We start from the raw sequence: 13,375 nt of genomic DNA, 5'->3' as shown, positions 1-13,375 counted from the left end.
AAGAGAGAGAAAGCTGAATATCGGTTATTTGAATGGGAAAGCATATTTTATGAAATAGATGAAGTTTATCTGTTGACATTTCCAATGGATCGCAGTATGATTTAAATGTAACTTAGAATGTTACTAAGAGTTGGAGTGATAGACATGGCCATGTCGACTAAATTAAGTGTTGCGATTCATATTCTCAGTTTGATCGAAATCGGGCCACCCGATCGGGTCAATTCTGAACTGATCGCATCTAGTGTAAATACGAATCCAGTCGTTGTTAGACGATTGATGAGCAAGCTGAAAAAAGCTGGGCTCATTCATACAAGCAGAGGGGCAACCCAAACATACTTGCTGAAAAAGCCAGAAGAGATCTCTCTCTATGATATTTATGAAGCCGTTGAATTAGACCATGAAGTATTCAATATTCATCAAAATCCTAATCCAAACTGTTTAGTAGGAGCAAATATCCAAACGGCTTTAGAAGAACAATATACAAAAGTACAGCACAGTATGGAATCAGAATTAAAAGAGATTGCTTTATCTGATGTGATCCATCAAATCAAGCAGCAAGAGACCTGAACGTGTCTCTTCTCTTTTTAGATTTAAATGTAACAAAAAAAGTTTCATTAAAAGAAAGGAAGAATACACATGAAAGTAGCAATTTTAGGAGCAAACGGTAAAGCAGGTTCAGTAATTTTGAAAGAAGCAAAAAAACGAGGACTAGATGTAACAGCTATCGTTCGTGATGCAGCGAAAATCACAGATGGTACACCTGTTATTGAAAAAGACGTATACGGTTTAACAACAGAGGATATCTCAGGTTTTGATGTTTTAGTTAGTGCATTAGGATTCTGGGGCGATGTTAGCGAGTTTACTGGCTCAACACAGCATTTGATCGATATCTTAACAAATCAAAAAACACGTTTGTTAGTCGTGGGTGGTGCTGGAAGTTTATTTGTAAATCCTGAACATACAACACGTTTGAGTGAAACACCAGATTTTCCAGAAGCATTTAAGCCATTAGCAACTGCAATGGGTAAAGGGTTAGACTTGTTAGAAGCTGCTAAAAATGTTAACTGGACATACATTAGCCCAGCAGCAGAATTTGATGCAGAAGGTTCAGCGACTGGCAACTACGTGACAGCTGGCGAAGAGTTAGAAACAGATAAAGAAGGAAAAAGCTATATCTCATACGCAGACTACGCGATTGCGATGGTAGATGAAATCGAGAAAAATACACATCCTAACCAACGTTTCAGTGTTCATCAATAAATAGAAAATACAAATGAGTTAAAATAAGGCGGTCATAGCTCTTGTTTTAACTTATTTTTTTGTTGGATCAAACGGTTCAGCATGACAAAATTGATAGATTATTGAAAGGTGATTCTAAGGTGAAAAAGGCTCCTTTATTTTATAATACGTTAGGTTAGTGAGGAGCGTATAATAATGGATACTGTAACAACAAGTAAGTTTAAAGGGTTCACGACATTTGATTTAAAAATAATTGGGATCGTTCTAATGTTCATCGATCATATTCATCAAATGTTTGTTCCGATGGGAGCGCCGAATTGGTTGGATTGGTTTGGAAGACCTGTTGCAACACTTTTCTTTTTTGTCAGTGTGGTTGGTTTTAGTCATACGAGAAGCAAAGAAAAATATATGTTGCGCTTGTATCTAGGCATGGTACTCATGACTTTGGGGAGTTTCTTTTTACAAAAAATTGTGGGCTATGAAGAAGTTCAGTTGATGAACAATATTTTCCGTGATCTTTTAGTAGGAACGTTAATGATGTATGGGATCGATAAGATATCAGAGGGGTACTCAAATAAAAAATTCGGTAAGATACTATTTGGGATTGCCATTATAGTGTTTCCAATCATCTCGTCAGGAATTTTACTTTCCCTTATGTCAAATCCAAGTACGATCATGGCAGCAGTTTGGGGAGTGAATTTTATTCCAGCATTATTGTTTGCTGAAAATAATGTTATGGTATTGTTGATTCCATTGATGTACTTAGCTAAAAATCAACGTTGGTTGCAGTGTACTCTGATTGCTTTAGCTGCGGCACTATACTTTTCTCAAGGATCAACACAATGGATGATGATTTTTGCTGTAATTCCTATTATGTTGTTCAATGGAGAAAAAGGACGAGGGATGAGAAACTTCTTTTATTTCTTTTACCCGTTGCATATTTGGCTGTTATATTTGATTTCAGCTTATATGTTTATGCATTGATAGTTGTAAAGGAAAAGAGGCGGCCCAAAAGGGCGCCTCTTTTTTATATTTATAAGATTAAAAGCACTTAGAACAAGGTGTCAGACCTCTTGCTTGGGCCTCTTCTAATGTTGCTGGAGTATAGGTTCCGTTGCCGCATTTACGATTATGGTATTTGGATCCAGTTGCGGTCACTAAGACAGTTTGACCAGTTCCTTGTGTATCTGGTGCAGGAGTTTCTGGGGTTTGAGCTGCAGTGGCTGCTTGCGCTTGTTCAGCTGCTTTTTGGGCCTCTTGTTCGGCTTGCTTTTGTGCTTCTGCTACTTTTTTTGCTTCTTCTTTTTGAACCATGAGTGTTTGTTTAACGCTGTTTGCTCGATTTGTTAAGTCAGCATTGCCGTTAGGCAGTTCTTTGATTCTAGCAATTGCTTCATTATAATGCGCATCTGTCGGTTCTTGTTCAGCTTTTTCCACTGCTTCACGAGCAGCTGCGATTTGTTTTTCGCTCTTTTCCTTTTCAATGATTTTTTGCTGAACGGTCGTTAAACGTTTTAGTAATCCATCTTTATTTAAAGTCGCTTTGGCTACTAAGGCGGTGGCGGAATCAACTTGTTCTTTTGTTTGCTTTGTTTCAGCTAGTTCTACGGCTTCGTAAATCGGTACATTTTCCTTTACGATGGCTAATCGTTTCGTAAGGTCCTTTTGTTCCTTTGTTAATGAAGTAACACGAGTTGCCGCTTCGTCATAATTTTTTTGCGTGGGTTTACTTTCTGCTAGAGTTAGGGCTGTTTCAGCTTTTTTTAGGGTTTCTTGATCCTGTTTCTCTTCATTTAAAAAAGCGACGAAGGTTTTTGATGGTTTCACTTCGATTGTTTCAGCTTTGTCCTTATCTCCGATAGAGGCGATAAAAGTTAGTTTTTGTGGTTGATCGTCTTTTAAAGTAACTTTATAAGAAAATTCACCATCTTTTGTTTCGATTTTTTCTCCATCAAGGGTGATCTTACTTTGATCATTCGTTTTTCCTGAGATTATTGCAATTCCCTGATCGTTTGTTTCTATTGATTTATCTGTGATGTCAACACGTGGTGATGCAGGCAATGCAGAACCAGCTCCAATCATCAGAATAAAACTAGCTCCTGTTAGAAGGAAGGCCTTCTTTTTTGGTTGTTTTTTGAAAACTGCTTTCAATGAAAGAAATCCTCCGATTATAATACCTAAAAAACTTATAAGTGCAATGAATCCTACCATGTTTTTCTTTTCCTCCTTTTTATTGAATATACAAATTGTATCATATTATTATATAAATGATAATTATATTGACGTTTGAGAAAATAAACCAAACAAGACGTTTAGCAGCAATAAAAAAAATTCCTGTGATAAAATGAAATAAGGATCATTTACGTATCTTATTAGAGAAGAGGAGAAAAATGAAAGCAGAGATCATTGCAGTTGGTACAGAGTTGCTGCTAGGACAAGTCGTTAATACAAATGCGACTTTTCTATCAGAAGAATTAGCAGATTTAGGAATCGAGGTGTATTATCATACGGTTGTAGGAGATAACCCGCAGCGTTTGGAACAATTGTTAGCTGAGGCGGATGAGCGTAGCGACTTGATCGTGTTATGTGGTGGATTAGGACCTACAGATGATGATTTGACCAAAGATACAGTTGCCGCTCATATTCATCACTCTTTAGTTCAAGATGAACAAGCACTTGCTCGTCTTCATGCGTTTTTTAAGTTTTCAAAACATAAAATGACAGAAAATAATTTAAGACAAACATTGATGATCGATGGTGGACTTGCGGTTCAAAATCCTACGGGACTTGCGGTGGGGACTTTGATCACTGAAAATAAGACGACTTATTTACTATTACCTGGACCACCTAATGAATTAAAGCCCATGTTTCAGCAAAATGCTCGTCCACTACTAGAAGAACTTTTTCCACAAGTAGACCAGCTGATTTCTAGAGTGCTAAGGTTTTATGGGATTGGTGAATCACAATTAGTGACAGAATTAAAAGAATTGATTGACACTCAAACGAACCCAACGATCGCACCTTACGCTAAACCTAATGAAGTAACGTTGCGTTTAACGGCCAAAGTCACTGATGAAATAAGCGGTCAGCAGTTGCTGGATGATCTAGAATCAGCAGTTTTGGCTAAAGTTGGTGAGTATTTCTATGGATATGGGGATGAGAACAGTTTAGTAAAAGTCACAGTTGAAGCATTAAAAAAATATGGTAAGACTGTAACGGCTGCAGAAAGTCTGACAGCAGGGCTTTTTCAAAGTACTTTAGGAAATGTTTCGGGTGTTTCAGAAGTATTTAAGGGCGGTTTTGTCACTTATTCTATTGAGACGAAAGCGCATTTTTTAGGCATCGATCCTACATTGCTTGAAAATGAAGGAACGGTGAGTGAGTTTTGTGCGATCCAGATGGCAGAACAAGCGAGAAAATTAGCAGATGCAGATTTTGCGGTATCATTTACAGGGGTAGCAGGACCTAACGAATTAGAAGGACAACCAGCAGGGACGGTTTGGATCGGCTTAGCAGAAAAAGGAAAATCAACAATCGCTGTACTGCAACATTTTAACCGTGATCGAAGTTATATTCGCCAAAGCGCTGTGATGAAGGGCCTAGATTTGATTTTAAGGGCAGTAAATAAGGAAAAATAAAAAGGCGAATGTTTGTTCGTTTTTCTCTTGCTTTTTTTAAATAAACCAGTTATGATATATTTATTGAAAAGGAATTTAAATCGTTTATATATAAGGAGGATTATCGATTGGCAGATGATCGTAAAGTGGCCTTAGATGCCGCACTAAAAAAAATCGAAAAGAACTTTGGTAAAGGTTCAGTAATGAAATTAGGGGAGAAGATCGACCAACAGATCTCAACTATTCCTAGTGGTTCACTAGCATTGGATGTTGCATTAGGTGTTGGTGGATATCCCCGCGGACGTATCGTTGAAGTCTATGGACCAGAAAGTTCTGGTAAGACGACTGTTGCATTACATGCGATCGCTTCTGTACAGCAACAAGGCGGAACAGCTGCATTTATCGATGCAGAGCATGCTTTAGATCCTCAATATGCCCAAGCGCTAGGCGTAAATATCGATGAGCTACTTCTTTCGCAACCAGATACTGGTGAGCAAGGATTAGAAATCGCGGATGCTTTAGTTTCCAGTGGTGCAATTGATATTGTAGTTATTGACTCTGTAGCGGCTTTAGTACCTCGTGCTGAAATCGATGGAGAGATGGGAGCCAGTCACGTTGGGTTGCAAGCGCGTTTGATGTCACAAGCGTTACGTAAGCTTTCTGGTTCAATCAATAAGACGAAGACAATTGCGATTTTCATTAATCAAATTCGTGAAAAAGTCGGTGTGATGTTCGGTAACCCCGAAACAACACCTGGTGGTCGTGCCTTAAAATTCTATGCAACAGTTCGTTTGGAAGTAAGACGTGCCGAGCAATTGAAACAAGGAACAGATATTATTGGTAACCGTACTAAAATCAAAGTTGTTAAAAACAAGGTGGCACCGCCATTTAAAGTGGCAGAAGTAGATATTATGTATGGCCAAGGGATTTCTCAAGAAGGAGAATTGCTTGATATGGCTGTAGAAAAAGATATTGTTGATAAGAGTGGCGCATGGTACAGTTACAAAGAAGAACGAATTGGCCAGGGGCGTGAAAATGTCAAAGTTTACATGACTGAACATCCAGAAATGGTCGAAGAAGTGTCCAAACGTGTCCGTGATGCATTCGGTATCGGTGATGGAACAGCGTTTGATGAAGAAGAACAAGCACAAGAAGAACTACCTCTTGACGAAGAATAATATAGAGTAAAAAGCAAACCAATGAAAGCTGTCAACAGCGTTTTATTGGTTTGTTTTTTTATGTAACAGTGATTCTTTCCAACATAGGAACTCTTTCATCGGGAAAGGGCTTTTTTAAGTTGACACACTGGTGTACAAACATTAGAATAAAGTTGTGTGCAAAACACGTATGCAAGTAGGCATATTGATAATTGATTATAGTTTATCAGAAAACTACATGAATATTGAAAATTTGAAGATAGTACGGAGGTGGAAACAATGGTTTTAGGAATTCTCCTCGCTATCATCGGTTTAGTTGTCGGTCTTGGTTTAGGGTTAGTCGTTGCAAAATCACGTCATGAAAAGGCAATAGATGGTGCAAAGTCCTCTGCAGAAGGCATAATCGAAAGTGCCAATAAAGAAGCAGAGACTCTGAAAAAAGAAGCTTTATTAAAAGCTATGGAAGAAAACCAGAAGTATCGGTCAGAAATTGAAAGTGAGTTGAAAGAAAGCAAAGTAGAACTTAAATCTCAAGAAAATCGTTTATTACAAAGAGAACAAACGTTAGATCGTAAAGATGACTCTCTTGAAAAACGTGAAAACTCACTGGAAGAAAAAGAAGAGAAACTTGGTGCTAGACAGCAATTAATTGATGAGCGAGAAAAAGATGTAGAAGAACTAGTTGAAAAGCAACATCAAGAAATAGAACGTATTGCTTCACTATCTAAAGATGAAGCAAAAGATATCATTATGAAATCAACAGAAGAAGAATTAAGCCATGAGCTAACAGTAATGGTTAAAGAGTCTGAACAACGTGCCAAAGAAGAGTCAGATCGCAAAGCCAAAAATTTACTTTCTCTGGCAATTCAACGCTGTGCAGCTGACTCAGTTTCCGAAACAACGGTTTCTGTTGTTAGTTTACCAAACGATGAAATGAAAGGAAGAATCATTGGACGTGAAGGACGCAATATTCGTACATTAGAGACCTTAACAGGAATCGATTTGATTATTGATGATACGCCAGAAGCCGTGGTACTTTCAGGATTTGACCCAATTCGTAGAGAAATCGCTCGGATGACCCTTGAGAAATTGATTCAAGATGGTCGAATTCATCCAGCGCGCATTGAAGAAATGGTTGAAAAATCTCGTAAAGAAATGGATGAACGTATTCGTGAATACGGTGAGCAAGCAGCGTTTGAAGTGGGCGCTCACACATTGCATCCAGATTTGATCAAGATTTTAGGTCGTTTACGTTTCCGTACAAGTTATGGTCAAAACGTATTGAATCACTCGATCGAAGTTGCTAAACTGACAGGAGTCTTGGCCGCAGAAATTGGCGAAGACATTCAATTAGCTAAACGTGCTGGATTATTGCATGATATTGGTAAAGCGCTAGATCATGAAATCGAAGGCTCTCACGTTGAGATCGGTGCAGAATTGGCTGCTAAGTACAAAGAAAATTCCACAGTTATCAATGCGATTGCATCCCATCACGGTGATGTGGAAGCAACTTCTGTTATTTCTGTCTTGGTTGCTGCAGCAGATGCTTTATCAGCTGCTCGACCAGGTGCTCGTAGCGAGTCAATGGAAAACTACATTCGTCGCTTAGAAAACTTAGAAAATATTTCTAATGGATTTGAAGGAGTTGAGTCTAGTTTTGCCGTACAAGCCGGACGCGAAGTTCGTGTAATGGTCAAACCAGATGAAATCACAGACTTAGAAGCTGTTCGTTTAGTACGAGATATTCGTAAGAAGATCGAAGACGACTTGGATTACCCAGGCCACATCAAAGTGACCGTGATTCGGGAAACACGTGCAGTAGATTATGCGAAATAAATACAGATAGTTTAAAAAGAAGTGAGGCCTTTAAAGGCTCGCTTCTTTTTTTATATTTTAAATTAGAAAAAATTCAGAATATTTTTACTAAACCGGTCGTAATATTTTAATTACGACCAACTTATAACTTTGCTATATTATTTATAGCTTTTATTAAAATCGGGGGGTTTTTATATGAAATTTAAGAAAAGTGCTTTACTAGGATTAATTGCAGTATCAAGCATAGCCCTAGTTGCATGTGGCGGAAACTCTAAAAGTGCAGACAACGGGTCTGGCGCTGATGAAAAAGTATTTAGATTTATTGAAAGACAAGAAATGCCTAGCGCAGATCCTTCATTAGCAACAGATGAAGTAAGTTTTGTTGCATTGAATAATGTTTATGAAGGAATTTATCGACTAGATAAAGATAGTAAACCTCAACCAGCTGGAGCGTCCGAAATGGCAGAAGTCAGTGAAGATGGTTTGACTTACAAAATTAAATTAAGAGAAGATGCAAAATGGACAGATGACAAGCCAGTAACTGCAGCAGATTTTGTTTACGGATGGCAGAGAACGGTTGATCCAGCAACTGGATCAGAATATGCTTATATGTTCAATTCTGTAAAAAATGCCGAAAAAATCTCTAAAGGCGAAATGAAAAAAGAAGAACTTGGCATCAAGGCTATTGGTGAGTATGAATTAGAAATTACGTTAGAAAAAGCAACACCTTATTTTGATTATTTACTAGCATTCCCATCATTCTTACCACAAAGACAAGATATTGCTGAAAAATATGGTAAAGATTATACAACAGCAAGTGATAAGGCAGTTTATAACGGCCCATTTACCTTAACAGATTTTGATGGCCCAGGAACAGATACGAGCTGGTCTTATACAAAAAATGAAAAATATTGGGACAAAGATACGGTTAAATTAGATAAAGTAGCAATCGATGTTGTAAAAGAAGCACCGACTTCATTGAACTTATTCCAAGATGGCCAGGCTGATGAAGTGCCGCTTTCAGGCGAATTAGCTCAACAAATGAAAAATGAACCGGATTACATTGTTTTAAAAGGCGCGTCAACGTTTTATCTTGAACCAAACCAAAGAGAAGCTGACTCACCTTATCGCAACGTGAATTTACGTAAAGCATTGTCATATGCGATCGATCGTAAAGCGTTAGTTGAGCAAATATTAGCAAATGGGTCTGCTGTACCAATGGGGCTTGTTCCAGAAGGTTTAGCGACTGATCCGAAAACAGATGAAGATTTTGCCAAAGAATTAGGTAATGAGATTGTTTACGATGTCGATAAAGCAAAAGAATCATGGAAGAAAGCGAAAGACGAATTAGGGGTTTCAACATTATCAGTAGATTTGTTGATTGATGACACCGATAATGCGAAGAAAATGGCTGAATATCTTCAAGGCTCATTATCAGATACTTTAGAAGGTTTGAAAGTATCCGTTAGTCCAGTACCATTTTCTGTTCGTTTAGATCGTTCTAATAAAGGAGACTTCCAAATTGCGGTTAGCGCATGGGGAGCAGATTATGCTGATCCAAGTAGCTTCTTAGATTTATTTACAACAAACAATTCATATAATAGAGGTCGCTATTCAAATCCTGAATATGATAAATTAGTAGAAAGTGCTGCAACGACAAATGCAAACAATCCAGAAGCACGTTGGAAAGATATGCTAGATGCTGAAAAATTAATAATGGATGACATGGGTGTTATTCCGTTGTATCAAAAAGCTGAAGCACATCTTCGTTCTGATAAAGTTAAAGATGTAGTTTACCATTCAACTGGTGCGAAATATGACTTTAAATGGACATATATTGAAGATTAAAAGTTAAGTAAAAAAGCCTGGGACATAACTTGAAAAGTTATATCTCAGGCTTTTTGGCTATCTACATGACAAATGTCATATGGATTCATGACAAGATCATCTAACACAATCTCCAAGCATTAGGTAAGATAAACACATAAGCAAAGGGGAGAAAAAAATGATCGCAGTAAAGAATCTAACAAAAACAATCAAGAATAAAACAATCTTAAAAAATGTCTCACTAACCGTTGATAAAGGGGAAATCATCGCTTTAGTTGGTCCAAATGGTGCAGGGAAGACAACGTTGATCAACTGTTTAACAGGATTGATTCGCCCAACAAGCGGAGAAATTACACTCTTTGGTAAAAATCCAATGAATAAAAAAAATAAAACCGATATCGGTGTTATGCTTCAAGAAAGTACGACGCTAGAAAACGTTAAAGTCAAAGAGCTATTTACCTTGTTTCGCAGTTTCTACTCACAATCATTGTCACTAGAGGAATTATTAGAGCTAACAGGTCTAACTGCACTCCAAAATACGTATACCACTAAATTATCAGGTGGGCAAAAACGTCGTTTGACATTTGGTTTAGCTATTATTGGAAATCCAGACTTACTTTTTCTAGACGAACCGACGACTGGAATGGATGTGACTAGCCGTAAAATTTTCTGGAACAAAATCAATGCTTTGAGAGAACAGGGCAAAACAATTATCTTGACCACCCATTATTTAGAAGAAATTGAAAAAGTTGCCACTCGGATTCTGCTAATGAAGCAAGGCAAAATCGTTCACGATGGAACGTTGAAGAGTATTCAGTCTGAGATGTTGCAAAATAAAGTGAGTTTTCAATTATTAGATCATACATCGGACGAAAAATTGGCTGAATTACCTTATGTAACAACTCTTGAAAAAGAAACGAACCGTGTCACGCTTTATACAGCAAATAGTGATGAAACAATTTTAGAATTGATTGCAGAAAATATTAAATTCGCTAATCTATTGATTGTACCAGGAAACCTAGAAATGGTATTCAGCACATTAGTTGAGGAGGAAAATAAATGAACGCGTTAGTTGTACAAACAAAAACCGATTTAAACCGATCCTTATTTAGAAGTAAAGCCTTTATCTTTTTTTCATTAGGAATGCCAGTTGGCTTTTACTTACTATTTACCAAGGTGTTCAACATGGGAGTGCCAGAAGAACATATTGCGATTTTTTATAAAGATAGCATGATTCAAATGGCCACATACAGCGTGATGATCAGTTCGTTATTTTCCTTTTCTATGACATTGATCGAAGATCGCAAACAGGGTGTTAAGCAGTTTTTACGCTTATCCCCTCTTCCAGAAACTATTTATTATACAAGTAAAATTGTAACTCAATTTTTGATCAATGTTTTATTGCTGCTTGCTATTTTTTTAGTCGGACATTTCGTTAATGGAGTGGAAATGACTGCCGTTTCTTGGCTAAGCAGTGGTTTATGGATTTTATATGGTTGCTTACCGATTACAGCACTCGCTACAATCATCAGCTTAGTGAAGGACCCGAATACGGCAAGTGTATTGAATAACATGGTGTTGATGCCGCTTGCAATCGTTAGTGGATTATGGTGGCCGATCGAGATGTTCCCAGATGTGGTTCAAAAGATTGCTTCAGGTCTACCAACATTCTATGCAGCTCAAGGGGCAAAAGAATTGGCAGATGGGCAATTCCCTGATCTGAAAGGAGTATTGATCATTTTCATTTATTTTGTTGTACTTATGGTATTATCAATATATCTGAATGGTCGCAAAGAAGAAGTAAAACGTTAGGGGAAAGTTATGATTGGCAAATTTAGATTGTATCCGAAAGAAGACGGATTTGTTTCGTTTATATGGTTGATTTTTATATTGATTCCAATTATTGCGATGTTTCCATATGATAATTTTGATAAGCAACTGGCATTAGTTATGTTGGTAATTTTTGTTTTGACCTATCGAAATTGTTTATTTAATGGGAAGTGGTTTCCGTTTTGGATGGGGTTGATGTATGTGATATCCTTTTTTTATACAGTATACTTTGGTTATATTTACTTGTTTATCTATCCGGCGTGGATGATTGGTTTTATGCCAATGAAGAAAAAGGTATTTCGTTATTATTATATCGTCTTATTAGGTATGCTAGCACCTGTTCCATTTGCGTTGAGTCAGTTACCGGCTTATATGACAGATGAACTGAAAATCACCATTTTTGTGTACGGCTTTTTTATCTGTGCTGCTCCTTTTGCTGGGCGCTCGATTCGTAAACAAGCACAGCTACGTAAGCAAATGTATCAGTCAACGCAACGAATGGAATATGTTATTAAACAAGAAGAACGTTATCGAATCGCTAGAGATCTGCATGACACATTAGGGCAGTCGTTATCAATTATGACAATCAAAGCGGAACTTGCGGGAAAGCTTATTGATAAAGACCATGGACTAGCTAAAAAAGAAATACTAGAAGTTGCAGACACGTCACGAGGGACCTTGCAGACCGTGCGGGAAATTGTCTCAAGTATGCGTTATGTTTTGATTGTCGAAGAGATGATTACGATCGAAAAAAGTTTACGAACAGCCAAAATCATTTTGTCCACAGAGGGAGAAGAATTGACTGAGGGAATTCCAACAGCTATTCAAAATACAGTGAGTTATTGCTTACGAGAATGTATCACCAATGTCATCCGTCATAGTAAAGCTAGTCAATGCAAAATCAGCATCAAAAAAGAAGGGAAAAACTATTATTTTATTGTTGAAGATGATGGTCTAGGGATGAAACAATCAATGCATGGCAATGGATTAACGGGATTAAAGGAACGGATTGAAAGCATTGATGGGGAGCTGGATTTTACTGAGAAAAATGGAACGAAGGTTTTATTCACAGTACCTGTGAATAAAAAAGAGGAGACAATCAATGATTAAACTAATTATCGCAGAAGACCAAGGGTTATTGTCTTCTGCCTTGGCGACAATTTTAAATTTGGAAGACGATTTAGAAGTTGTAGGAATAGCTAAAAATGGTGTAGAAGCATTAACATTGATTGAAACGCATCTGCCAGATATTTGTTTGACAGATATTGAAATGCCGTTAAAAACTGGATTGGAGTTAGCGGAAGATTTGAAAGATCGAACACAAAAAGTGATTATTTTAACTACTTTTGCCAGAGAAGGTTATTTTGAACGTGCAGTCAAAGCAAACGTATCTGGCTATCTTTTAAAAGATACACCTACAGATGAATTGATTGGAAATATTCGAGCTGTTATGCAAGGCAAAAAGTTTTATTCGCCTGAACTTGTAACTGGTCTATTTTCAAAGCAAGAAAATCCATTGACTGAGCGAGAGCAAGAAGTGTTACTAGCAGTTGGGGAAGGATTGTCTTCTAAAGAAATTGCAGGAAAATTATTTTTGACTAGTGGAACGGTACGAAATTATATGTCTGAGATTTTGAATAAGTTGGATGCAAAAAATCGGATTGAAGCTGTGGGGATTGCAAAGGAAAAAGGCTGGATATAACTGATCAGGTCGTGATTAAAAGCTAACCTATGATATGAATATGGATTTTGGCGAGTTAGTGAACAAACATCTATTATAATTCTAACAAAACACGTCTTATTTATTAGAATTATAATAGATACATTGAAAAAAATGTATTTATTTGTTTTTTTGTATTATTATAATAAAAAAACAGTCTATAATGAGGA

12 protein-coding genes are annotated in these 13,375 nt (G+C 37.2%); 11 read left to right on the top strand and 1 reads right to left on the bottom strand.

Annotated elements, in window-relative coordinates:
• Window positions 1-144: 144 nt before the first annotated feature.
• From AC4BB5_RS17265 to AC4BB5_RS17255, 3 genes are all read left to right on the top strand, one after another.
• Window positions 145-567, top strand: a complete 423-nt coding sequence (locus tag AC4BB5_RS17265; protein ID WP_490457288.1) for an Rrf2 family transcriptional regulator — start codon at window positions 145-147, stop codon at window positions 565-567.
• Window positions 568-636: 69 nt separating this feature from the next.
• Complete coding sequence (locus AC4BB5_RS17260) at window positions 637-1,260, top strand: NAD(P)-dependent oxidoreductase (RefSeq protein WP_490457287.1); 624 nt, start codon at window positions 637-639, stop codon at window positions 1,258-1,260.
• Window positions 1,261-1,434: 174 nt separating this feature from the next.
• Window positions 1,435-2,223 (top strand): TraX family protein, encoded by a 789-nt coding sequence (locus AC4BB5_RS17255; protein WP_490457286.1) that lies wholly within the window; start codon window positions 1,435-1,437, stop codon window positions 2,221-2,223.
• Window positions 2,224-2,280: 57 nt separating this feature from the next.
• On the opposite strand, the gene AC4BB5_RS17250 is transcribed toward AC4BB5_RS17255, so the two are convergent.
• Window positions 2,281-3,450, bottom strand: coding sequence for a hypothetical protein (locus tag AC4BB5_RS17250; RefSeq protein WP_490457285.1), 1,170 nt, complete (start codon window positions 3,448-3,450; stop codon window positions 2,281-2,283).
• 179 nt (window positions 3,451-3,629) lie between these two features.
• Here AC4BB5_RS17250 and AC4BB5_RS17245 point away from each other — a divergent pair, with 179 nt between their 5' ends.
• From AC4BB5_RS17245 to AC4BB5_RS17210, 8 genes are all read left to right on the top strand, one after another.
• Complete coding sequence (locus tag AC4BB5_RS17245) at window positions 3,630-4,877, top strand: competence/damage-inducible protein A (RefSeq protein ID WP_490457284.1); 1,248 nt, start codon at window positions 3,630-3,632, stop codon at window positions 4,875-4,877.
• A 107-nt stretch (window positions 4,878-4,984) separates the two neighbouring features.
• The gene (recA, locus tag AC4BB5_RS17240; RefSeq protein ID WP_490457283.1) at window positions 4,985-6,034 is read left to right on the top strand and encodes a recombinase RecA; all 1,050 of its coding nucleotides are present in this window, start codon (window positions 4,985-4,987) and stop codon (window positions 6,032-6,034) included.
• Window positions 6,035-6,292: 258 nt separating this feature from the next.
• Complete coding sequence (gene rny / locus AC4BB5_RS17235) at window positions 6,293-7,849, top strand: ribonuclease Y (protein ID WP_025871645.1); 1,557 nt, start codon at window positions 6,293-6,295, stop codon at window positions 7,847-7,849.
• A gap of 174 nt (window positions 7,850-8,023) precedes the next feature.
• Complete coding sequence (locus tag AC4BB5_RS17230) at window positions 8,024-9,676, top strand: peptide ABC transporter substrate-binding protein (protein ID WP_490457282.1); 1,653 nt, start codon at window positions 8,024-8,026, stop codon at window positions 9,674-9,676.
• A gap of 157 nt (window positions 9,677-9,833) precedes the next feature.
• Window positions 9,834-10,718 carry an ABC transporter ATP-binding protein gene (locus tag AC4BB5_RS17225; RefSeq protein WP_490457281.1) on the top strand — a complete coding sequence of 295 codons (885 nt, stop codon included), beginning with the start codon at window positions 9,834-9,836 and terminating at the stop codon, window positions 10,716-10,718.
• Window positions 10,715-11,467 (top strand): ABC transporter permease, encoded by a 753-nt coding sequence (locus tag AC4BB5_RS17220; protein WP_490457280.1) that lies wholly within the window; start codon window positions 10,715-10,717, stop codon window positions 11,465-11,467. Before AC4BB5_RS17225 ends, AC4BB5_RS17220 begins: the two co-directional genes overlap by 4 nt.
• A gap of 9 nt (window positions 11,468-11,476) precedes the next feature.
• Window positions 11,477-12,595 carry a sensor histidine kinase gene (locus tag AC4BB5_RS17215; RefSeq protein ID WP_490457279.1) on the top strand — a complete coding sequence of 373 codons (1,119 nt, stop codon included), beginning with the start codon at window positions 11,477-11,479 and terminating at the stop codon, window positions 12,593-12,595.
• Entirely contained in the window at window positions 12,588-13,187 is a 600-nt protein-coding gene (locus AC4BB5_RS17210) for a response regulator transcription factor (RefSeq protein WP_490457278.1), read from the top strand. The genes AC4BB5_RS17215 and AC4BB5_RS17210 overlap by 8 nt, the downstream gene beginning before the upstream one ends.
• Window positions 13,188-13,375 lie beyond the last annotated feature (188 nt).

The sequence above is a fragment of the Enterococcus sp. AMC1252 genome, assembly GCF_058216515.1.
The sequence above is the reverse complement of the archived record's forward strand: the minus strand, read 5'-3'. Positions and strand labels throughout refer to the sequence as shown.